The organism is Stenotrophomonas sp. CFBP 13725, from assembly GCF_014841935.1.
In the GTDB taxonomy this organism is placed as follows: domain Bacteria; phylum Pseudomonadota; class Gammaproteobacteria; order Xanthomonadales; family Xanthomonadaceae; genus Stenotrophomonas.
Map to the genome: position 1 here is coordinate 36,217 of NZ_JACYUV010000015.1, position 19,927 is coordinate 56,143.

At 65.3% G+C, this 19,927-nt stretch carries 20 protein-coding genes and 3 tRNA genes; 10 read left to right on the forward strand and 13 right to left on the reverse strand.

What is annotated here, in order from left to right; genetic code table 11:
* Position 1 precedes the first annotated feature (1 nt).
* The 4 genes from pheT (at position 2) to IFT65_RS17200 (ending at position 3,193) form a co-directional block, all read left to right on the forward strand.
* Positions 2-2,383 (forward strand): phenylalanine--tRNA ligase subunit beta, encoded by a 2,382-nt coding sequence (gene pheT, locus IFT65_RS17185; RefSeq protein ID WP_192082602.1) that lies wholly within the window; start codon positions 2-4, stop codon positions 2,381-2,383.
* Positions 2,384-2,411: 28 nt separating this feature from the next.
* The gene (locus tag IFT65_RS17190) at positions 2,412-2,711 is read left to right on the forward strand and encodes an integration host factor subunit alpha (protein WP_188326777.1); all 300 of its coding nucleotides are present in this window, start codon (positions 2,412-2,414) and stop codon (positions 2,709-2,711) included.
* Positions 2,692-3,048, forward strand: a complete 357-nt coding sequence (locus IFT65_RS17195; RefSeq protein WP_042612987.1) for a MerR family transcriptional regulator — start codon at positions 2,692-2,694, stop codon at positions 3,046-3,048. Before IFT65_RS17190 ends, IFT65_RS17195 begins: the two co-directional genes overlap by 20 nt.
* A gap of 68 nt (positions 3,049-3,116) precedes the next feature.
* Positions 3,117-3,193: transfer RNA gene (locus IFT65_RS17200), tRNA-Pro, on the forward strand.
* A 326-nt stretch (positions 3,194-3,519) separates the two neighbouring features.
* Here IFT65_RS17200 and IFT65_RS17205 read toward each other — a convergent pair.
* On the reverse strand, positions 3,520-5,286 hold the full coding sequence (locus IFT65_RS17205; protein ID WP_249405205.1) for a sensor domain-containing phosphodiesterase: 1,767 nt from the start codon (positions 5,284-5,286) through the stop codon (positions 3,520-3,522).
* Between the two features lie 394 nt (positions 5,287-5,680).
* Here IFT65_RS17205 and IFT65_RS17210 point away from each other — a divergent pair, with 394 nt between their 5' ends.
* On the forward strand, positions 5,681-7,003 hold the full coding sequence (locus IFT65_RS17210) for an MFS transporter (protein WP_192082603.1): 1,323 nt from the start codon (positions 5,681-5,683) through the stop codon (positions 7,001-7,003).
* Between the two features lie 307 nt (positions 7,004-7,310).
* On the opposite strand, the gene IFT65_RS17215 is transcribed toward IFT65_RS17210, so the two are convergent.
* Together IFT65_RS17215 and IFT65_RS17220 are read right to left on the reverse strand one after the other, a co-directional pair.
* Positions 7,311-8,090, reverse strand: a complete 780-nt coding sequence (locus IFT65_RS17215; RefSeq protein ID WP_192082605.1) for a transporter — start codon at positions 8,088-8,090, stop codon at positions 7,311-7,313.
* Positions 8,091-8,143: 53 nt separating this feature from the next.
* A complete protein-coding gene (locus IFT65_RS17220) occupies positions 8,144-8,377 on the reverse strand; it encodes a DUF1653 domain-containing protein (RefSeq protein WP_192082606.1) in 234 nt (77 codons plus the stop codon).
* A 409-nt stretch (positions 8,378-8,786) separates the two neighbouring features.
* Between IFT65_RS17220 and IFT65_RS17225 the strand changes: the two genes are divergently transcribed.
* From IFT65_RS17225 to IFT65_RS17235, 3 genes are all read left to right on the forward strand, one after another.
* Positions 8,787-9,005: a hypothetical protein gene (locus IFT65_RS17225; RefSeq protein ID WP_192082608.1), complete on the forward strand. Its 219-nt coding sequence runs from the start codon at positions 8,787-8,789 to the stop codon at positions 9,003-9,005.
* Between the two features lie 164 nt (positions 9,006-9,169).
* Positions 9,170-9,373 (forward strand): hypothetical protein, encoded by a 204-nt coding sequence (locus IFT65_RS17230; protein ID WP_192082609.1) that lies wholly within the window; start codon positions 9,170-9,172, stop codon positions 9,371-9,373.
* Between the two features lie 149 nt (positions 9,374-9,522).
* Positions 9,523-10,119 (forward strand): DUF3011 domain-containing protein, encoded by a 597-nt coding sequence (locus IFT65_RS17235; protein ID WP_192082611.1) that lies wholly within the window; start codon positions 9,523-9,525, stop codon positions 10,117-10,119.
* Between the two features lie 138 nt (positions 10,120-10,257).
* Here IFT65_RS17235 and dxs read toward each other — a convergent pair whose 3' ends face one another.
* The 8 genes from dxs to IFT65_RS17275 all read right to left on the reverse strand — a co-directional run bounded on the left by dxs (position 10,258) and on the right by IFT65_RS17275 (position 17,529).
* A complete protein-coding gene (gene dxs, locus IFT65_RS17240; RefSeq protein WP_192082652.1) occupies positions 10,258-12,165 on the reverse strand; it encodes a 1-deoxy-D-xylulose-5-phosphate synthase in 1,908 nt (635 codons plus the stop codon).
* 104 nt (positions 12,166-12,269) lie between these two features.
* The gene (locus tag IFT65_RS17245) at positions 12,270-12,935 is read right to left on the reverse strand and encodes an HNH endonuclease (protein WP_188326784.1); all 666 of its coding nucleotides are present in this window, start codon (positions 12,933-12,935) and stop codon (positions 12,270-12,272) included.
* A gap of 120 nt (positions 12,936-13,055) precedes the next feature.
* On the reverse strand, positions 13,056-14,843 hold the full coding sequence (locus IFT65_RS17250; RefSeq protein WP_192082613.1) for an acyl-CoA dehydrogenase C-terminal domain-containing protein: 1,788 nt from the start codon (positions 14,841-14,843) through the stop codon (positions 13,056-13,058).
* Positions 14,844-14,887: 44 nt separating this feature from the next.
* Positions 14,888-15,364 (reverse strand): LEA type 2 family protein, encoded by a 477-nt coding sequence (locus IFT65_RS17255; protein ID WP_192082615.1) that lies wholly within the window; start codon positions 15,362-15,364, stop codon positions 14,888-14,890.
* A gap of 174 nt (positions 15,365-15,538) precedes the next feature.
* Positions 15,539-16,090 (reverse strand): lipocalin family protein, encoded by a 552-nt coding sequence (locus IFT65_RS17260; RefSeq protein ID WP_192082617.1) that lies wholly within the window; start codon positions 16,088-16,090, stop codon positions 15,539-15,541.
* A gap of 282 nt (positions 16,091-16,372) precedes the next feature.
* The gene (gene map / locus IFT65_RS17265) at positions 16,373-17,140 is read right to left on the reverse strand and encodes a type I methionyl aminopeptidase (RefSeq protein WP_192082618.1); all 768 of its coding nucleotides are present in this window, start codon (positions 17,138-17,140) and stop codon (positions 16,373-16,375) included.
* Entirely contained in the window at positions 17,137-17,349 is a 213-nt protein-coding gene (locus IFT65_RS17270) for a ParD-like family protein (RefSeq protein WP_192082620.1), read from the reverse strand. The genes map and IFT65_RS17270 overlap by 4 nt, the downstream gene beginning before the upstream one ends.
* A gap of 104 nt (positions 17,350-17,453) precedes the next feature.
* A tRNA-Phe gene (locus IFT65_RS17275) sits at positions 17,454-17,529 on the reverse strand.
* A gap of 337 nt (positions 17,530-17,866) precedes the next feature.
* Between IFT65_RS17275 and IFT65_RS17280 the strand changes: the two genes are divergently transcribed.
* Positions 17,867-18,895, forward strand: a complete 1,029-nt coding sequence (locus tag IFT65_RS17280) for an NADP-dependent oxidoreductase (RefSeq protein WP_192082621.1) — start codon at positions 17,867-17,869, stop codon at positions 18,893-18,895.
* 13 nt (positions 18,896-18,908) lie between these two features.
* On the opposite strand, the gene IFT65_RS17285 is transcribed toward IFT65_RS17280, so the two are convergent.
* The gene (locus IFT65_RS17285; protein WP_192082623.1) at positions 18,909-19,370 is read right to left on the reverse strand and encodes a hypothetical protein; all 462 of its coding nucleotides are present in this window, start codon (positions 19,368-19,370) and stop codon (positions 18,909-18,911) included.
* Positions 19,371-19,540: 170 nt separating this feature from the next.
* Between IFT65_RS17285 and IFT65_RS17290 the strand changes: the two genes are divergently transcribed.
* The gene (locus tag IFT65_RS17290; protein ID WP_188326792.1) at positions 19,541-19,711 is read left to right on the forward strand and encodes a hypothetical protein; all 171 of its coding nucleotides are present in this window, start codon (positions 19,541-19,543) and stop codon (positions 19,709-19,711) included.
* A gap of 62 nt (positions 19,712-19,773) precedes the next feature.
* Here IFT65_RS17290 and IFT65_RS17295 read toward each other — a convergent pair.
* Positions 19,774-19,849, reverse strand: a tRNA-Ala gene (locus IFT65_RS17295).
* Positions 19,850-19,927 lie beyond the last annotated feature (78 nt).

Below are 19,927 nucleotides of genomic sequence, written 5' to 3' on the forward strand. Positions count from 1 at the left end.
CATGAAATTCTCCGAAAACTGGCTGCGCAGCCACGTCCCGACCGCCGCATCGCGCGATGAGCTCAGCGCGGTATTGACGGCCATCGGCCTGGAAGTGGAAGCGGTCGACGCGCTGGGTGCGGGCCTGGACCACGTGGTCGTGGCCCGCATCGTCGAGGCCGTGCGCCATCCCGAAGCCGACCGGCTGCAGATCTGCCAGGTCGATGCGGGGCAGGGCAGCCTGCTGCAGATCGTCTGCGGCGCGCCGAACGCGCGCCCCGGCCTGGTCGCGCCGCTGGCACTGGTCGGTGCGCAGATCGGCAGCCTGAAGATCAGTGCCGCCACACTGCGCGGCGTCGACTCCAATGGCATGCTGTGCTCGGCCAAGGAACTGGGCCTGGACAGCGATGCATCCGGCCTGTTCGAACTGCCTGATGACGCACCGATCGGCCAAGGCCTGGTCGAGTACCTGGGCCTGCCCGACGCCAGCATCGAGATCAAGCTGACCCCGAACCGTGCCGACTGCTTCAGCGTGCGCGGCATTGCCTTCGACGTGGCTGCTGCCACCCGCAGCGACGTAGTGCCGTTTGCCGCTGATGCGGTACCGGCCACTGCCACGCGCGAGCTGTCGATCTCGCTGGATGCCGGTGCCGAAGCGCCGCGTTATCTGGGGCGTGTCATCGAAGGCGTCAACGCGGCCGCCAAGACCCCGCTGTGGATGGCCGAGCGCCTGCGTCGCAGCGGTGTGCGGCCGGTGTCGCTGCTGGTCGACATCACCCAGTACGTGATGCTGGAACTGGGCCAGCCGATGCATGCCTATGACCTGGGCACCTTGCAGGGCAGCATCGCCGTGCGTCGCTCGCGTGCCGGCGAATCCCTGAAGCTGCTCGACGGCCGCGACGCCGCGCTGGATGACAGCTTCCTGGTGGTCACCGATGCAGACCGTCCTGTCGGCCTCGCCGGCCTGATGGGCGGCTTCGACACGCGCGTTACCGACGCCACCACCGACGTATTCCTGGAGGCCGCTCACTTCGCGCCGGCCGCCATCATGGGTCGCGGCCGCAAGCTGGGCCTGCATACCGATGCCGGGCACCGCTTCGAACGCGGCGTGGACCCGGCGCTGCCGCGCACCGCTATCGAGCATGCCACCGCGCTGGTGCTGGAGCTGGCCGGTGGCACGGCCGCCCCGGTGACCGAAGCGGTGCGTGCGTCCGACCTGCCGTCGCCGGCGGTGATCGGCCTGCGCCGTGCGCGCATCACCCGCGTGCTTGGCATCACCATCGCCGATGCGGAAGTCGAGCGCATCCTGCGCGCGCTGGGCATGGAGGTCGCCGCCGCAGCCGATGGCTGGCAGGTCACTTCGCCGAGCCGCCGCTTCGATGTGGCCATCGAAGAAGACCTGATCGAAGAGCTGGCGCGTATCCATGGCTACGAGCAGATCCCGACCACGTTGCCCGGTGGCGCCGCGCGCGTGGCGATGCCCAGCGAGACCCGTCTGGAAGAGCTGAGCGTGCGTCGCCAGTTGCTGGCGCGCGAACTGCAGGAAACCATCAATTTCGCGTTTGTCGATGCGCAGCTGCTGCAGCAGTGGCAGCTCAATGACAGTCTGGTGCCGCTGGCCAATCCGCTGTCGGCCGAGCTGGCGATCATGCGTCCGGCGCTGCTGCCGGGTCTGGTCGCCACGTTGGGCCGCAACGTGGCGCGTCAGGCCGGTCGCGTACGCCTGTTCGAAATCGGCCGCGCGTTCGCCGCGCAGGCCGGCGAGGGCGCTCCCGCACCTCTGGAAACGCAGCGCGTGGCCGTTGCGGTGTGCGGCGACGCCGATGCCGAGCAGTGGGGCGTGGCGGCGCGCAAGGTCGATTTCCATGACCTGAAGGGCGATCTGGAAGCGCTGGCCGCTGCCAGCGGGGCTGAGCTGACCTTCAAGCCGTCCGTGCAGCCCTTCGGTCACCCGGCGCGATCGGCCGATGTGTACCGCGGTGAGGTGCGGCTGGGGTGGATCGGACAGATCCATCCGCGTCTGGCCAAGGCGATGGCGGTCGACGTGGACGTGTACGGTCTGGAGCTGGATCTGGCGCCCTTGGCGGCCCGTGAACTGCCGCGTGCCGGCGAGCTGTCGCGCTTCCCGGCGATGCGTCGCGACCTGGCCGTGCTGGCCCCCGATACCGTCGACTGGGCCGATCTGGCGGCCACCGTGCGACGGGCCGCCGGCCCCTTGCTGCGCGAGCTCAACCTGTTTGATCGATACGTCGGACAGGGGGTAGAGCCGGGCTTCAAGAGTCTCGCTATGGGCTTGATTTTGCAGGACAAGTCGCGCACTCTGACGGACCGCGACGTGGACGCGGTGGTGGCCGAGGTGGTCACCGCCATCGAGCGTGAACACCACGCCCGGATCCGCGGTTGAGCGGGCAGCACCCAGGGGTAAGCAGGCGATGGCACTGACCAAGGCCGAAATGGCCGAAAAACTGTTCGACGAAGTGGGCTTGAACAAACGTGAAGCCAAGGAATTCGTCGATGCGTTCTTCGATGTGCTGCGTGACGCCTTGCAACAGGGACGTCAGGTAAAGCTGTCCGGCTTCGGCAATTTCGATCTGCGGCGCAAGAACCAGCGCCCCGGTCGCAATCCGAAAACCGGTGAGGAAATTCCGATTTCCGCCCGCACGGTAGTCACCTTCCGTCCAGGCCAGAAGCTCAAGGAAAGGGTGGAAGCGTATGCTGGATCCGGGCAGTAACCGAGAACTTCCGCCGATACCGGCCAAGCGTTACTTCACCATTGGTGAGGTCAGCGAGCTGTGTGACGTCAAGCCGCATGTGCTGCGCTACTGGGAGACGGAATTTCCCAGCCTGGAGCCGGCCAAGCGACGCGGCAACCGCCGGTATTACCAGCGCCATGACGTGCTGATGATCCGGCAGATCCGCAGCCTGCTGTACGAACAGGGCTACACGATCGGCGGCGCGCGGCTGCGGCTGGATGGCGCCGATGCGCGCGGCGAAGCCGCGTTGAGCCAGCAGATCATCAAGCAGGTGCGCGTGGAACTGGAAGAAGTGCTGCAACTGCTTCGCCGCTGATTCCTTTTTCGCGCTGATCCGCTATACTTCACGGCCCGCATCAACGGCGGGGCAACATCGCAGATATTCGGGGCGTAGCGCAGCCTGGTAGCGCATCTGCCTGGGGGGCAGAGGGTCGTCGGTTCGAATCCGGCCGTCCCGACCACTGTTGATGTAAACGAAGAGGCTCGTGCAGCAATGCGCGGGCCTTTTTCGTTTTCGGAGTTTCTACTACCGCTGCGCTCGCCGAGCTGGCAGCCTGTGCGTGTAGCGCCGAGCCATGCTCGGCGGACTCCGTCCGGCACCGCGATGTTGGACACAGGCCGCGCTTCGCGCTCGCCGAGCATGGCTCGGCGCTACCGGACCGACCGCCTGTGCGTGTAGCGCCGAGCCATGCTCGGCAGACTCCGTCCGGCACCGCGATGTTGGACACAGGCCGGGCTTCGCGCTCGCCGAGCATGGCGCGGCGCTACCCGGTGATCAGCGGGGGCGTTACCCGCCGATGCCCACCATCGTCGCCAGCTCATCAGCCGACAGGGGGGCGGCAAACAGGAATCCCTGCAGCTGGTCGCAGTGCAGGTCGGTCAGCACATCCCGCTGCGCTGCGGTTTCCACGCCTTCGGCCACGGTCGTATAGCCCAGGCCCTTGGCGAGCTCGATGATCGCCTTCGCCTTCAAGCGCGCACCCGGATCATCCGCCAGGTGATCCACCAGCGATTTGTCCATCTTGATCGTGGAAATGGGCAGCCGTGAGAGATACCCGAAGTTGCTGTAGCCGCTACCGAAGTCATCAATTGCAATTCGCACGCCCACGCCCGCCAGGCGCGCCAACTGCTCGCCCGCCACGGTGTTGGCTCGCAGCCATTCTCCTTCGGTAATCTCAATTTCCAACAGCGAAGGCGCGAGGTCACGTGCAGCCAGTTTCTGCAGCAGGCGCTCGGCCATGCCCTCGGTGGAAAGATCCGACGCGGCCAGGTTGACCGACAGCGACAGCGACAGGCCGGCCAGCTGCCACGTCGCCAGCTGGTCCAGCGCTGCATCGACGACCCAGCCGCTGACTGCCGGCATCAGCGCCGTACGCTCGAAGACGGGAATGAACTCGGCCGGCCCTACCGGCCCCAGGCGGGGATGGTTCCAGCGGATCAGCGCTTCGGCCGAAACGATCTTCTGCGTGATCGCCTCCACGCGTGGCTGGAACAGCAGGTAGAACTCCTCGCGCCGCAGGCCGCGCTCCGCATCCGCTGCCAGGCGGTAACCACGCCGCAGCAGCTCATCGCGGCGCTCGGAGTACCAGCAGAAATCCAGGCGCCCGGTGATGGCCGCCTGCAGGCTGACCAGCAGCTTGCGCAGCACATCGTTGCTGCTGTCCTTGGCCGGATCGAACGTGCAGATGCCGGCATGGAACTGCGGTGACATGGGCACGGCGGCGGCCATCACCGGGCGGGTGATGCGCTGCTTCAGTTCCAGCAACAGCGTCTCTACATCCTCCGCCAACGGCTGATCGACCAGAAAAACAAAGCGGCTGGTGCCGACGTGGTAGATATCGGCGATGTCCTCCAAGGCGACGCGCAGGCGAACGCCGGAGCGGTGGATCATCGCCTCCAGCGGCGGCATGCCCAGTGCCTGGCCTGCTTCTTCCAACCGCGGTACATCCAGCACGTCCAGCAGCACGGCGTGCACAGGGCCCCGCGCACGCGATACCAGGCCGTCGTAATCAATATGGAACTGGTGCCGGTTGGGCAGGCCGCTGACCGGATCCTGCCGCCCGGACAGGCGCCGCAGCTCCAACTGGCTCATGGCCATGGCGGCGAGGGTCTTGAGGTGCTGGCGGTCGTCTTCGCTCAGCTCGCGCGGCTCGCGCGCCATCACGCAGATCGCGCCGATCGGCACCCCGTTCTTGGCCACCAGCGGGGCACCGGCATAGAAGCGCAGGTGCGGCGGACCGCACACCAGGCCGTTACCCGCGAAACGGGGATCCGCGCGCAGGTCCGGCACCACCAAGACGTCGGCAGCGGTGATGGTGTAGGAGCAGACAGACGAGCGGATATCGGTTCCGGGAATGTCCAGTCCGACTTTGGAGATGAAGCGCTGGGAGTCCGTACCCACGATCGAAACGAATGCGACCGGCGCATTGAACGCGAATGCGGCGAGCTGCGTGATGCGGTCCAGCGATGCGCCCGCTGCCGCATCCAGCACCTGCAGGGCACCTACGGCGGCCATCCGTTCCTGGGTTTTCAGTTCCTCTGACATCGGCGTCATGGGTGGTGCAAGGCTCTTGGACTGCAATGAACGATTCGATAGTGCCGCACTGAGGGCAGAAGCGGCAGATGCAGGCGCACATCATCGGCAAGCCGGCTAAATCGTTCAGTGCACAGACGTGGTGCAGAGGCAGATCGCATGTTCCGCTGCAGTATCCCGCCACCCCCCGTCACGTCCCGGTGCCATGCGCACAGCGTGCACCCTGCGACATCAACGCCGCGTCACGCCGATAGTCCGGATCAGAAAGTGCTGCGTATTCAGGGGCTTCACCGGACAGGTGTTATTGACGTGAGGTAAGGTACCGCGTTGCCTGCGCTCACCTGTGTCGTTTGAAACGCCGTGTGACGTGGGCCGAAAGGACCATCTGTTTTTCATCCGAGGGCATGATCCACCCATGAGCAATTCCCCCATCCCCCTGGCGCCCGGTGCTCTCCGGCGCTCGGTATCCAATACCCTGAAAGGCTCTGCCGGCAATCTGGTCGAGTGGTACGACGTTTACGTCTACTCGGTGTTTGCCAAGTATTTCGAATCCCAGTTCTTCTCGGCCGACGACAAGAACTCCAACATGTACATCTGGGGCATCTTTGCCGCGACCTTCCTGATGCGCCCGATCGGCGCGTGGTACTTCGGTCGTTTCGCCGACCGTTACGGCCGCCGGCTTGCGCTCACCGTGTCGGTCAGCGTGATGGCCGCCTGTTCGTTCCTGATCGCCATCGCGCCTACGGCGGCCTCCATCGGCATCTGGGCGGCGGTGATCCTGTTGTTTGCCCGCCTGCTGCAGGGCTTCGCCACCGGCGGCGAATACGGCGCCAGTGCGACATACATGTCCGAGGCGGCCGTTCCCGGCTGGCGCGGTTTCCTGTCCTCGTTCCATTACGTGACCCTGGTCGGCGGCCACGTGCTCGCACAGGCGGTGCTGCTGGTGATGCTGCTGTCCTGGGACGCGACGCACGTGTCTGAATGGGGCTGGCGTGTGGCCTTCGGTATCGGCGGCATCGGCGCGCTGGTCGTGTTCTGGCTGCGACGCACGATGGACGAATCGCTGAGCGCGGAATCGATCGAAGCGGCGAAGGACGGCAAGGCGAAGGCCACGGGCTCCATGCGTGAGCTGTTCGTCAACCAGTGGCGTCCGCTGCTGTTGTGCTTCCTGATCACGGCCGGCGGTACCGTGGCGTTCTACACCTACACCATCAATGGCCCGAAGATGATCCAGACCGCTTTCGCCGGCGATGACGTGATCACCGGTACGCTGATCAACCTGGGCGTCCTGACGTTCCTGATGCTGCTGCAGCCACTGGGCGGGCTGTTGTCCGACCGGATCGGCCGCAAGAGCCTGCTGGTGTTCTTCGGCATCGGTGGCGTGCTCTACACCTGGTACCTGATCACGGCACTTCCGCAGCAGACCTCGGCCCTGTCGGCGTTCCTGATCCTGGCCACCGGCTTTGTCATCCTGACCGGTTACACCTCGATCAACGCCGTGGTGAAGGCCGAGTTGTTCCCGGCACACATCCGTGCGCTGGGCGTCGGACTGGGCTATGCCCTGGCCAACTCGTTGTTCGGTGGCACCGCGCCGCTGCTGTACCAGGGCGCGCTCGCGACGGGCCGCGTGGATGAATTCATCATCTACATCACGGCGGTCATTGCCGTGTCGTTGGTGGTCTATATCTTCTTCCTGAAGAACAAGGGCCCGAACTGGCTGGATGGCACACGCAACTGACTGCGCTGAGCCCCAGCAGTGATGAAATGAGAAGGGCCCGTGCAGCGATGCGCGGGCCCTTTTTCGTGGTGCGGAGCGGACAGGTGTGGCTCGTCGATGCTGACGCGCCCTGCACGCGGCGTGCACCTTGCGGATGCTGCCACTCACGCACTCTGGGAATGTCCTTCACCTGATCGGAGCCACATGAATACTCCCGGCAAGCCCAAGCCCTCGTGGCGTCAGGGCCGCTACCTCTGGGTCGCCTTTGCAGTCGTACTGGTGATCGTGTTCATCACCATGTTCAATCCCTGGTAACGCGCTGTCCCCTTCAGTCGAAGTAGACCGCCAGCCCCACACCTGCCTGCAGATCCGGGCTGTCAGCGTCCAGACCGGCATCGAGTGACGCATCCAGCTGGATGCGTTCGCTCCACAGGAAGGTGACACCGCCGCCCGCGACCGATTCATTGGGCTCGCCCCGCGTATGGGTGAAACCCGCTTCAATGAAAGCTGACCAGCGCGGCCCCAAGGCCAGCGACAGGCTGGGTGACCACACCGTTGAGCGCTGTCCGTCGCCACGACTATGGCTGACATACAGATCGCTGGTCAGATCCTCAGTGAAATCATGTTCCCAGCTGCCGGCGAGCGCGTACTGCCTGCCCTCACTGAACGCGGCATTCCCCCGTGCCAGCGTCGCAGACGCCAGCACGGCAAAGCGGTCGTTCTCGGTGCGCAGGGGGGCGAGCCACTTCAGTGCGACCTGGGTATCGCCGGTGCCGCGCTCACGAAGACTCGGTTCCGTCGGTGCACGCATGCGCTCGCGTTGCCAGGGCGACCCCGACAGTTGCAGTTCCAGCTGCGGCGCCAGGCCCGTGCGCAGGGTGACCTCGCTGTCGAACTGTTCGCTGCGGACGCCGTCGCGATCAGTGTCGCGCGTGTAGGACGGCAGGCCCAGTTCCAGTGCCATGGCGCCACGCGTCACGATACCGGTCCCCAGCCCGAGACCCGGACGATCGAACGCGGGGACGTCCTCATCGTCTGTCTGTTGCGCGGCGGCGGTGCCGCTCAGCAGCAGGCCCAGCAAGGAGGCGACGAACAGGGGAGTGCGCATGGGATGTCCTGCAGAAACGGTGCGCGGATGATGCGACCGCCGCGATACCCGGGTCAATCGATCAGGCGGGCAAAGCGGGGCTGCGGACCCTCTGCGCCGGCGATCGTTTCGACGAACATGTCGTACGGGCGTACCCACAGACCGCCTTCGCCGTACAGGGCGCGATACAACACCATCGGCTGCAGCGACTCGCTGCTGCGCACGACGTCGACCACCTCATAGAGGCCGCCCTTGAAATGACGATAGCGCCCCGGTGTCAGGTGAGGCAGGGCGGGGAGGTCGGACATGGCGGCACCGGTCAACGGGGAAGAACCGGGATTGTTCAACGGCCCGGTCGCCACGTCCACTGCGGTTGCAGCGCGGGTCAGAACACGGTGGCGCGCAGCAGCTCTTCGACCAGGACCAGGTAGCTGGCGACGAAGTAGAACTTGATCAATGACGGACGTTGAGCGAAGTAGGTGCGCATGTGGAAGGGGCCCCCTGTGGTGTACGCAGTGTGAAATAAAACACCGGTACGTGACAAGCATCACGTAGCGTTCACGGTGAACGGACTCAGGGATGTGATTTCCCGGCAGGGCGGGCCTTTCAGACCGGACCGATGGGGTCAGGGACGCCCGGCGCCTAGCATCTGCTCAACGGCTGGGCTGTCGTCATCAGCCTTGACCCGACCCACACCTACCTGCCAGGAGCTCCCCCATGGTCATCGTCGTAGAAAAGGTCGAACGCCGCTGGCGTGTCGTCCACCCCCAGCATCCCTTGCACCGGGATTTCGCCAGCGGCAGCGATGCATTCAACGTGGCGGCTGCACTGGCCCGCTCCTGCCACCGCGAGGGTGGCCAGGATGTCGTGGTGCGTGTCGAAGCGTTCCAGGCGGGCGTGGAGGCGCTGCGTATCAGTGGCAGTGGCCCCGCCTGAAAATCAGAAAACCCTGATGGAGTCCGAGACAGACATCCCCTAGTCTCGGTGGCTGGCGGGGGCCATTGGTGCCAGGCACAGGTCAGGACGGCGAGGGCAGCGCGAAGGCTTCCCTCCCGGGCCGTATGTCGTGGCATCCCGTTTGCTCATGGAGAGAGACCGACATGTTGATCCGCGTCCAGAACGAGCAGCGCCACTGGCGCGTGCTCCATCCCCAGAAGACTGAAACCGTTTCGTTCCACGAAGGCACCGCCGCGTTCGACTTCGCAGATGCGCTTGCGCGTGAACTGCATGCACGCACCGGCCAGGCCTGCGCGGTACGCGTGGAAACCCCCGACAGTTACGTTGACACCGTCCGCTACGGCTGAAATCGCAGTACAGCGCGAGGCAGGTGGCCCCAAGGCTGAACAGGGCGTAGGGGTAGTACAACGGAGGCTGACCGGTTCCGCCCGTGGAGGCTTTGCGTCGGGCTGAACTTGCGCCATGCTCGGCCTACCGATCGATCAGGACGCTTCACATGACCCAGGAACTGTCTTCCTCACGCCGCCCCTTGGGCTCCTTGTGGGCGATCTGCCTGCCGCTGCTGGTCGGTGCCGGCATCGCCGGCACGGCACACGCGCAGTATCGTGACAACGATCGCTACGCGGAGGATCGGTACGGCAACAGCAACACCACCATCCGCTGCGAATCGGTGAAAAACCGCAACAAGGAATGCCGACTTGATGGCCGTGCACGGCTGGTACGCCAGCTGTCCGGCGCGGCCTGCGTTGAAGGGCGGAGCTGGGGCCAGTCGCGCGGCGGCGTGTGGGTCAGCAATGGGTGCCGTGCAGAGTTCGTCGGCGAGCGGGGACGTCCCTCACGCCCGGGCCACGGCGGCGGCGGCAACTGGGGCGGCGGCAATGGCAACGGTAATGGCTGGGGCTCGGCAGGGCAGGTGATCGACTGCGACTCGAATGATCGTCGCCAGCGCCGCTGCAACGTCACCATCCGGCAGGACGCGCGCCTGATCAAGCAGAAATCCGGTACGGCCTGCATCGAAGGGCAAAGCTGGGGCTGGGATCGCAACGGTGTGTGGGTCAGCAACGGCTGCCGCGGCCAGTTCCAGGTCCGCTGAGCTAGCGGATACAGGGGCCCGCCGAGCATGGCTCGGCGCTACGGACGGCCTGACGATCCATCGGAATGCGTGTAGCGCCGAGCCATGCTCGGCGGGAGCCACGCGACACGCCACCGACCCGGGGTCGGCGCTACCCGATCAGCCTGCCGCGCTCAGCGGCGTACTGCCCGCCGCCAACGTCGGCCAGCGCTTCAGCACCGCCGCCCGGATCCCGGCGGCATCGATGCCGGCTTCCCCCAGCAGATCTTCGCGGCTGGCGTGATGCTGGAAGGCATCCGGCAGCCCGAGGTGCAGGAACGGCTTCAGCACCTCTTCCGTGCTGAGCAGCTCAGCCACGGCGGACCCGGCACCACCGGCCACCACGTTGTCTTCGATGGTCACGAAGCCCTCGTGGCGCGCAGCCAGCTGCAGCAGTAGATCGCGATCCAGCGGCTTGATGAAGCGCATGTTGACCACCGTCAGGCCCAGTGCGCGGCCGACGGCCTCGGCATCGTTGACGGTGCTGCCGAAGGCCAGCAGCGCGATCCGGCTGCCCTCCACGCGGACCTCGCCCTTGCCGATCGGCAGGGTGGACAGATCGGTGCCGGCGGCCACGCCGGTGCCACTGCCACGCGGGTAACGCACGGCGGCAGGACCCGCGTGCTGCAGGCCCGTGCTCAGCATCTGCCGGCATTCGGCTTCGTTGGACGGCGCCATCACCACCATGTTCGGCACGCAGCGCAGGAAGCTCAGGTCCAGGTTGCCGGCATGCGTGGCACCGTCCGGACCCACTACGCCGGCGCGATCGATGGCGAACAGCACGTCGAGGTTCTGGATCGCCACGTCATGCACCAGTTGGTCATAGGCGCGCTGCAGGAAGGTGGAATAGATCGCCACCACCGGCTTGGCGCCCTGCGTGGCCATGCCGGCTGCCAGTGTCACCGCGTGTTGTTCGGCGATCGCTACGTCGTTGTAGCGGTCGGGATACTCACGGCTGAAACGCACCAGGCCGGAGCCCTCGCGCATGGCCGGGGTGATGGCGTGCAGGCGCGGCTCTGCGGCGGCGGCGTCGCACAGCCAGTCGCCGAAGACATCGGTGTAGGTGGGCTTCTTCGTGCCGCCCTTGGCCACCAGGCCCTTGACCGGATCGAACGGCCCCACTGCGTGGTAACCGATCTGGTCACCCTCGGCCGGCTCGTAGCCCTTGCCCTTGGTGGTCAGCACGTGCAGCAGCTTGGGGCCCTTCAGCGTGCGCAGGGTCTTCAGCGTGGACAGCAGCGCTGGCATGTCATGGCCATCGATGGGGCCGGTGTAATGGAAGCCCATCTCTTCGAACATCGTGGACGGCACGAACATGCCTTTCCAGTGTTCTTCCCAGCGTTTGACGAAGCGCGCGGGATTATTGCGTTTGTCGCCGAGGATCTTCTTGCCGCCTTCGCGCAGGGCATTGAGCGTGCGGCTGCCCGTTGCGCGGCCCAGTACTTTGGTCAGTCCGCCCACGGCTTCGGAGATCGACATGTTGTTGTCGTTGAGGATCACCAGCAGGTTCGGCTCCGGTTCCATGCCGCCGGCGTGCATCAGGGCCTCGAAGGCCATGCCTGCCGTCATCGCGCCATCGCCGATCACAGCCACCACGCGGCGATCATCGCCTTCACGCTGGCGGGCGATCGCCATGCCCAGCGCGGCCGAAATCGAGGTCGACGAATGGCCGACGCCAAAGGTGTCGTATTCGCTCTCTTCGCGCTTGGGGAACGGAGCGACGCCGTCTTTCTGCTTTACCGTATGGATCTCATCGCGCCGTCCGGTCAGGATCTTGTGCGGATAGGTCTGGTGGCCCACGTCCCATACCAACTGGTCGTGCGGCGTCTGATAGAGGTAATGCAGGGCGACAGTGAGTTCGATCACGCCCAGGCCGGCAGCGAAATGCCCCCCGCTGCGGCCTACCGATTCGATCAGATAGGCGCGCAGTTCGTCGGCGACCGCCCTCAGTTCGGGTTCTTCGAACGTGCGCAGTTCATCCGGTGTCTGGATGCGCGAGAGACGGGGATAGCGGGCAGAGTCGATCATCATGTTCGTACTTGTGCTGACCGTCTATTTTCGCGCTCATTCCAAGGTGGAGCAAGCAGACTCCGACATCCGTGATCGCCCGGTGAGTGCTGATGGCTGCCGGATCACGCCGAGAGCTTGGATTTCTTCGGCAGCTGCGCTTTAAGGAAGGCCATCTGATCAGCCAGGATATTGCGGTTGGACAGGATCAGGTGTTCGATCCAGCTCGGCCGGAAAGGCACGGCCAGCAAGGGCATGCCCGCTTGCTGCGGGGTCCGGTTGCTCTTGCGCGAGTTGCAGTGGAAGCACGCGGTGACCACGTTTTCCCAGACATCCAGGCCTCCCTTGGACAGCGGCATCACATGATCGCGGGTGAGAACCGGACGTGAATGCTGTTGCCCGCAGTACAGGCAAAGATGGGCGTCACGCGCGAACAGCGCGGCATTGGTGAGGTTGGGCGTGGGAGCGGGCGACCGCGAACGCGCGTGCCCGCGGGTGGCGATGATGGGGTGCAGGTCCATCCCGCTGCGCAGGCCGCTGAGCCGGTTGACGCCGCCGTGAATGTGCAGGCAGGGGTCGCCCAGCGTCCACGACACCGCACCGCGGGCATACAGGCACGACGCGTCCTGCCAGTTGATCCAGTCCAGGACCCGGCCGTGGGCATCAAGGGAAAGCAGGCGGACGGTGCCGGGGCGATGCAGTGCGCTGGCGAGCGGCGATGACCCGGCCTCCGGAGCGGATGAGGCAGCTCCGGTAGTGATCAGACCCAGGCGTGTAGTGTCTGTCTCCATCGGAGTAACAGCTTATACCCGAAAGATGACGCTTTGTGTAACAGCCCCCGCACGGTCATGACCGCCGCTGCGCTCGCCGAGCATGGCTCGGCGCTACCGGGTAGTGACGGCCGCTGGCCGTCAGCCGAAGCGCGCGTCGTCCATCGCCATCAGCGTGTCGGCGCCGGCCTCGATCGCGGCGGCGTGGGCCAGGGTGCGTGGCAGCACGCGCGCGAAGTAGAAACGTGCCGTTTCGCGCTTGGCCTGCTTGAACGCATCGCTCTGTGCGCTGGCATCAGCGGCGGCCACGCTGCGGGCCCACCAGTACGCCAGCACCACATACCCGGAGTAGAACAGGTAGTCGTGGCTGGCTGCGCCGAGTTCGTCGGGATTGCCGGCCGCACGCTGCAGGACGTCCATCGTCAATGCGCCCCACTCACTGGCCTTCGCGCGCAGCGGTGCGATGAACTCCGCCAACGCGTCATCCCCTTGGTGCGCCTGCGCGAAGGTTTCGATCTCCGCCAGGAACAGTTTCAGGCCTGCGCCTTGGCTGGAGGCGGTCTTGCGGCCGATCAGGTCCAGGGCCTGGATACCGGTCGTGCCTTCATACAGCGTGGTGATGCGGGCATCGCGGGCCAACTGCTCCATGCCGTGTTCGCGGATATAGCCGTGGCCGCCGAAGCACTGCAGGGCGTTGTAGGTATTCTCGATGCCCCATTCGGTCTGGCATGCCTTCGAAATGGGCGTCAGGAAGCTCACCAGCGTGTCGGCACGCTCGCGCTCGGCGGGGTCCTGCGCGCCGTGGGCGATGTCGATCAACGTGCCGGCATGCAGCGCGAGCAGGCGGCTGCCTTCCAGCAGCGACTTGATGGTCAGCAGCATGCGGCGCACATCGGGGTGCACGATGATCGGATCAGCCGGCTTGTCCGGGAACTTCGCGCCGCTCAGCGAGCGCGACTGCAGCCGCTCACGCGAATACTTCAGCGCGTTCTGATAAGCGCGCTCGGACAGGCCGATGCCCTGCAGGCCTACACCCAAGCGCGCGGTGTTCATCATGGTGAACATTGCCTGCAGGCCCTTGTGCGGCTGGCCGACGAGATACCCTTCGGCGCCGTCGAAGTTCATCACGCAGGTGACCGAGCCCTTGATGCCCATCTTGTGTTCGATCGAGCCACACCGCAGCGCGTTGCGTTCGCCGACCTGGCCCTCGCGATCGACCTTGAGCTTAGGCGTCACGAACAACGAAATGCCCTTCGCGCCGGCCGGTGCGCCGGGCAGCTTGGCCAGCACCAGATGCACGATGTTGTCGGTCAGGTCGTGCTCGCCGGCGGTGATGAAGATCTTGGTGCCGGTGATCGCGTAGCTGCCATCCGGATTCGGCTCGGCCTTGGTCTTCAGCAGGCCCAGGTCGGTGCCGCAGTGGGGTTCGGTCAGGCACATGGTGCCGGTCCAGCGGCCTTCGATCAGCGGCTTCAGGAACGCCTCGTGCTGCCACGCTTCACCATGGTGCTTCAGCGCCTCGATCGCACCGTGCGACAGCAGCGGGAAATTGCCCCAGGCCAGGTTGGCCGCGTTGATCATTTCATTGAGCGGGACCCCCAGCGTGTGCGGCAGACCTTGTCCGCCAACGTCGGGCGACGCGGTCAGGCCCGTCCACCCGCCCTCGACGAACTGGTCGTAGGCCTGCTTGAAGCCCGGCGGCGTGGTGACTTCACCGCTTGCCTGGTCGAGCGCGCAGCCCACTTCGTCGCCGACGCTGTTCAAGGGCGCCAGCACCGAGCCACTGAAGCGGCCTGCCTCTTCGAGTACGGCATCCACCACGTCGGCGGTGGCATCACTGAAGCCCAGGCGGGCGAACAGCGCCTCCACCTTGAGCACGTCATGCAGGGCGAAGCGCAGGTCGGAAAGCGGTGCGGTATAGCTGCTCATCGTGAAGCGTCTCGATCAGGGGCGGGGGGCAGGGAAGGTGGGAATCAGCGCAGCACGCCGGGCAGGCCCGGTGCGGGGTTGAGGGTGCTGCGGTTGTTGATCTGGAACGTGCGCTGCTTTTTCTCTTCCGGCGTGGCTGAGACCGATCCTTCCAGCGTGTAGGAAAGGGTGTGGTTGCCGGCCAGCGCATCGGCCACCATCAGGCGCGCCTGTGCAGCGGGCTGCACCTGTAGTTCGATCACGTCGGCCGATGTGCCGCCGATGGACACGCCGGGTTTGGCGCTGAGCGTCCCGGCGTCGGCGTCGCCGACCGAAAGCTTCAGTGCCACGTCATCGAAGCGCATCGGCATCGAGCTGAAGTTCTGCAGGCGCAGCGCGATCTTCCAGCTCCCGTCGGCATTGACGGTGAGCTGCTGCAGGCGCGTGGCGGGTTCGGAAACGCGCTTCACCACGCCCTCGCCGCAGGCGGTCAGGGCGAGCAGGGAAAGCAGAATCAGGGCAGTACGGAAGCGGCGGAACATGGGCGCAGGTCCTCGCGGAAGAGAGTGCGTGGGAAGGAAGATACTACGGCGTATGGTGCCGTGCACAGGGCTTCGGCTGAACGCCAATCCTAATCGGTACGCACGACGACGGGGCCCGCGCCCTCTGCAGTGCCGCAAGCTGGATCCGGCTCCTGGATCATCGTGGCGAGCCCGTTATTCGATGGGCGCCAACACCCGCAGTGGCGCCAGGTCGTAGCCCATCGATTCGGCACGTGCCTTCAGTGCGTCCAACTGCGCCCGCGGCATGCTTGGCGAGCGCGACAGGATCCACAGGTATTCGCGATCCGGCTCGCCCACCACCGCCCACTGGTAGTCCGGGTCCAACGCGATCACCCAGTAATCCGCCCATACCAGCGGTACCCACGACAGCCAGTCCGGCGCAAAGCGCACCTGCAGCTGTCCGGGCTCGCCGGTGACCGGACGCGCCACGCCCTCAGCCTGGAGCCGGCTGCCATCTTCCACGCGGCAGCCGTTGAGCACGCTGATACGCCCGTCGCTGCGCAGGCTGTAGGTCGCGGTGATGTCACCCACGCACTTTTTCTGGAACGACACGGGCAGGTGCGCGATCTCATGCCACTGGCCGGCGTAGCGGTCGATATCCAGCGCTGCAACCGAGCGCACCGGCTCGGCAGCGTATGCGCTCACGGTGAGGCACAGCAGCGCAGCGGATGCCAGCAGGCGGGGCAGGGCATGACGATTTTTCATGGTGGGGGCCCAAGGTCGTAGGGGTCGATCTTAGCCATGCCGACAGCTCCACCGATGTGAAGTGCGCGATCCGCCTCCGCCCCGGATGTGCCATGCTCCGGCCGTCGCTACCGACAAAGGGAATGCCGTAATGAGCAAGGGTATGAACCAGAAGAAAGACCAGAAGAAGAAGCCGGCGAAGACGGCCAAGGAAAAGAAGGCGGAAAAGACCGAAAAGAAGGCAACCCGCAGCTTCGCGCCGACCTGATCCGCACGAACTGCCGGCAGGTGCGGGCGCTCCGCTCAGGCGGGAGCGCTCTCGCCTTGTCGCAGGGTCAGTACCTGCACACCCTCGCGTGTCACCGCCACGGTGTGTTCGAACTGCGCTGACAGTTTGCCGTCGCGCGTATGCACGGGCCATGCGTCCGGGCGGTGCCGGATCGCGGCCTTGCCCTGGTTGAGCATCGGTTCGATGGTGAACACCATTCCCTCTTCCAGTTCCACGCCGGTGCCGGCATGGCCGTAATGCAGGATCTGGGGTTCCTCGTGCATCTCCGTACCGATGCCGTGACCGCAGTATTCCTTGACCACGCTGTAGCCCATTTCGCGCGCGAAGCGGGCGATGGCGTGGCCAATGTCGCCGGTGTGTGCACCCGGCCGCACCGCCGCGATGCCTTTCCACATCGCCAGGTACGTCGCGCGCACCAGGCGACGCGCCGGATAGGCAACTTCGCCCACCAGATACGTCGTGCTGGAATCGGCGATGTAGCCATTTTTTTCCAGGGTGATATCGAGATTGACGATCTGCCCGCTGCGCAGCACGTCATCTGCTGACGGCATGCCGTGGCAGACGATGTCGTCAATGGACGCATTGAGCACGAACGGGAAATCGTACTGCCCCTTGCTGGCCGGTCGCGCCTGCAGGTCGTCGACGATCATCCGTTCGACCAGATCATTTAGCTCCATCGTGCTGCGGCCCTCGAGCGACAGCCGGTCCAGGCGATCGAACACCTGCGCGAGCAGGGCGCCGGACGTGGCCATCAAGGCGATTTCCTGCGCACTCTTGATCATGTGCGCGGTTCACTGAGTCGCTTCGGCTGTACGCCGGCAGCGCGCAGCTCGCTGGCGACGATGTCCTGGAAGCTCGTCTCCGGATGCATTTCGCACAGCATGCCCACCTTGATCCAGAAGTTGGCCTGCGCATTGATCGAGCGGTGGCTGACCGTGCACGCGCGACGCAGCTGATCGTGCAGTTCGTCGTCGATGTTGACGATGCCCATGGAAGTACCTGGTTACGGAATATACGAATCGTATATGTATCGTATATCGCAAGCAACGGGCAAAAAAAAAAGGGCCTGCATGTACGCAGACCCTTCGAAACTAATGGTGGCCGAGGACGGAATCGAACCGCCGACACGGGGATTTTCAATCCCCTGCTCTACCAACTGAGCTACTCGGCCACTTGTTTCGTTGCAGCGATGTCGCTGCCGAGGAGGCGCATATTACGGACGTCGAAGCAGTTCGGCAAGCCTTTTGCAGAAAAAACTTCACATTCGTGTCTGCGCGCTGCGGATGCGCATGCAAGTGGTTGATCCTGCGTTGCTGCAACCCGCCTTCTGCGTGTGCGATGCGCTGCGTGGAAAACTGTCGCGACGCGTGCGTGGGCAATGCTGCTGTGTCAGGCACCGCACGCGTGCAGATGCACAGCACGCCATGGAACGCTGTTTTCGTGTCGCACTCTGCTGCGGCCGAGGGGCGTAACGTCGGTGGTCTCCTTTCAGAAAATGGATATGACCGATGAGCGTTTCTGTCAGCAGTACCGACCGCATCGTGCTTGCTTCGCGGCCGAACGGGGCGCCGGTGGCGGCCAACTTCCGTCGTGAGCAGGCCGCACTTCCTCCGCTGCAACCGGGGCAGGTGCTGTTGCGCAATCACTATCTCTCATTGGACCCGTACATGCGCGGTCGGATGGAAGAGGGACCGTCGTATGCACCGCCGGTTGCGCTGGATGCCGTGATGGAGGGACGCACGGTAAGCGAGGTGGTGGCGTCGGCCGACGATGCGCTGACGGTCGGCACGCTGGTGATCGCGCCCGGTGGCTGGCAGACCCATGCCGTGGTGGATGCCGCATCGATCAGCCGCCGCTTGAACCCCGCGGGATTGCCGCTGAGCACCGCGCTGGGCGTGCATGGCATGCCGGGTTTCACCGCTTACGCGGGGCTGCAGGAAATCGGCCGTGTGCAGCCCGGCGAAACCCTGGTGGTTGCCGCCGCCAGTGGCCCGGTGGGCGCTACGGTGGTGCAGTTGGCCAAGCAGCAGGGCGCGCGCGTGGTGGGCATCGCCGGTGGCGAGGCCAAGCGCGCGTATGTGGCAACACTGGGCGCGGATGTGGCACTGGACCACCGTGCGGATGACTTCGCCGAGCAGCTCCGCCACGCTGCGCCTGACGGCATCGATGTCTACTTCGAGAACGTCGGCGGCAAAGTGTTCGATGCGGTGCTGCCGCTGCTCAACGACTTCGCCCGCGTGCCCGTGTGCGGCACCATCGCCACCTACAACACACGCGGTGTGCAGGTGCCGGGGCCGGATCGGCTGCCCGGCTTTTTCAGCCAGGTCCTGCGCCAGCGCTTGAACGTGCGCGGCTTCATCCAGTCCGACTTCAACGATCTGTTCCCGCGCTTTGAACAGGACATGGCGCAGTGGCTGCGCGAAGGCCGCATCCGGTACCGCGAAGACATCGTGCAGGGGCTGGATGCGGCTCCGGATGCCTTCTTCGGACTGCTGCAGGGACGCAACTTCGGCAAGCTGGTGGTGAAGCTGGATTGATCAGCCGCCGCGATCAGGGGGCGAAGCGGGCCTGGCGCGGGTCACTCAGGCGCACGTGCGTCTGGTAGTAGTACTTGTCGCTGGGCACGCCATCGCGGCTGAAGACGATCTTCTCGCGACGGGCGGTGCCCTGTACCAGCAGGCGGCGGTTGACCAGCCGGTCCAGCGGCAGATTGTCCAGCCGTGCCCGCAGCGCATCGGCCTGCTCGGGCGCCAGCCACACGGTCAGATTGGCCTGGTGGCGATAGTCCGTTTCGCTGTTGAGGTACAACCCGTGGTCGGTCAGGTCGACAGCGCGCACGTTGATCACGAAGGTGCCACTGATGCCGCGCTGCGGATCATCGTTGGCGGCGTGCACCGCTTCGGCAGGGGTGATCCAGCCTGCCATCGCTGGCGGCCGTGGCGGCGCAACGCTGCCGTGATGGGCACAGCTGGCGCACAGCAGCAGGGCAGGGAGCAGCAGGGTGATGCGCATGGGACGTCCGTGTTCGATGGCAGGCGCCCAGTGTGACGCGGTCATGCGGCCGCGCCAAGCGACGCTGCACGGCGCCATCGCGTCGTCGTGATGTGCGGCTCACGAGCACGTCGCTAGCGTGGTCGGCAGGCGGGGGCATCGTGCCGCCGCAGCAGCACAGGGCAGCACTCATGGTGGATGACAAGCAGAACCAGGACGACAAGGCCGGCGTGCAGGAAAGCCAGCAGGACCAGCGCCACGACGACGTGGCCAAGCAGCGGCCGGGCCAGCAGGACGAGAAAGTGCGTGACGCGCACTCGAAGAAACCGGAGCGCAAGGATGGTGGCGGCGAGCCAGCCTGATCCGTGCCGGCCGCGACAACAAAAAACCCCGGGATCGCTCCCGGGGTTTTTCGTTGTAATCATGGTGGAGCCAAGGAGGATCGAACTCCTGACCTCGTCGATGCGAACGACGCGCTCTCCCAGCTGAGCTATGGCCCCATGGCGTGGTCGAGTCTATCCAACTGCTGAATACTTGCCAAGCATCCGCGCTTCACCCGGAAGGGCGCACATCGTGGT

Excerpts from the sequence above, each read along its gene's own strand:
- dxs (WP_192082652.1), bottom strand. The coding sequence starts at position 12,165 with ATGATCGACTCTGCCCGCTATCCCCGTCTCTCGCGCATCCAGACACCG.
- IFT65_RS17290 (WP_188326792.1), top strand. The coding sequence starts at position 19,541 with ATGGTGGATGACAAGCAGAACCAGGACGACAAGGCCGGCGTGCAGGAA.
- IFT65_RS17215 (WP_192082605.1), bottom strand. The coding sequence starts at position 8,090 with ATGCGCACTCCCCTGTTCGTCGCCTCCTTGCTGGGCCTGCTGCTGAGC.
- IFT65_RS17255 (WP_192082615.1), bottom strand. The coding sequence starts at position 15,364 with ATGTTCCGCCGCTTCCGTACTGCCCTGATTCTGCTTTCCCTGCTCGCC.
- IFT65_RS17285 (WP_192082623.1), bottom strand. The coding sequence starts at position 19,370 with ATGCGCATCACCCTGCTGCTCCCTGCCCTGCTGCTGTGCGCCAGCTGT.
- IFT65_RS17225 (WP_192082608.1), top strand. The coding sequence starts at position 8,787 with ATGGTCATCGTCGTAGAAAAGGTCGAACGCCGCTGGCGTGTCGTCCAC.
- IFT65_RS17230 (WP_192082609.1), top strand. The coding sequence starts at position 9,170 with ATGTTGATCCGCGTCCAGAACGAGCAGCGCCACTGGCGCGTGCTCCAT.
- IFT65_RS17195 (WP_042612987.1), top strand. The coding sequence starts at position 2,692 with ATGCTGGATCCGGGCAGTAACCGAGAACTTCCGCCGATACCGGCCAAG.
- IFT65_RS17250 (WP_192082613.1), bottom strand. The coding sequence starts at position 14,843 with ATGAGCAGCTATACCGCACCGCTTTCCGACCTGCGCTTCGCCCTGCAT.
- IFT65_RS17205 (WP_249405205.1), bottom strand. The coding sequence starts at position 5,286 with ATGACGCCGATGTCAGAGGAACTGAAAACCCAGGAACGGATGGCCGCC.
- IFT65_RS17190 (WP_188326777.1), top strand. The coding sequence starts at position 2,412 with ATGGCACTGACCAAGGCCGAAATGGCCGAAAAACTGTTCGACGAAGTG.
- IFT65_RS17270 (WP_192082620.1), bottom strand. The coding sequence starts at position 17,349 with ATGGGCATCGTCAACATCGACGACGAACTGCACGATCAGCTGCGTCGC.
- IFT65_RS17220 (WP_192082606.1), bottom strand. The coding sequence starts at position 8,377 with ATGTCCGACCTCCCCGCCCTGCCTCACCTGACACCGGGGCGCTATCGT.
- map (WP_192082618.1), bottom strand. The coding sequence starts at position 17,140 with ATGATCAAGAGTGCGCAGGAAATCGCCTTGATGGCCACGTCCGGCGCC.
- IFT65_RS17210 (WP_192082603.1), top strand. The coding sequence starts at position 5,681 with ATGAGCAATTCCCCCATCCCCCTGGCGCCCGGTGCTCTCCGGCGCTCG.
- IFT65_RS17280 (WP_192082621.1), top strand. The coding sequence starts at position 17,867 with ATGAGCGTTTCTGTCAGCAGTACCGACCGCATCGTGCTTGCTTCGCGG.
- IFT65_RS17235 (WP_192082611.1), top strand. The coding sequence starts at position 9,523 with ATGACCCAGGAACTGTCTTCCTCACGCCGCCCCTTGGGCTCCTTGTGG.
- pheT (WP_192082602.1), top strand. The coding sequence starts at position 2 with ATGAAATTCTCCGAAAACTGGCTGCGCAGCCACGTCCCGACCGCCGCA.
- IFT65_RS17260 (WP_192082617.1), bottom strand. The coding sequence starts at position 16,090 with ATGAAAAATCGTCATGCCCTGCCCCGCCTGCTGGCATCCGCTGCGCTG.
- IFT65_RS17245 (WP_188326784.1), bottom strand. The coding sequence starts at position 12,935 with ATGGAGACAGACACTACACGCCTGGGTCTGATCACTACCGGAGCTGCC.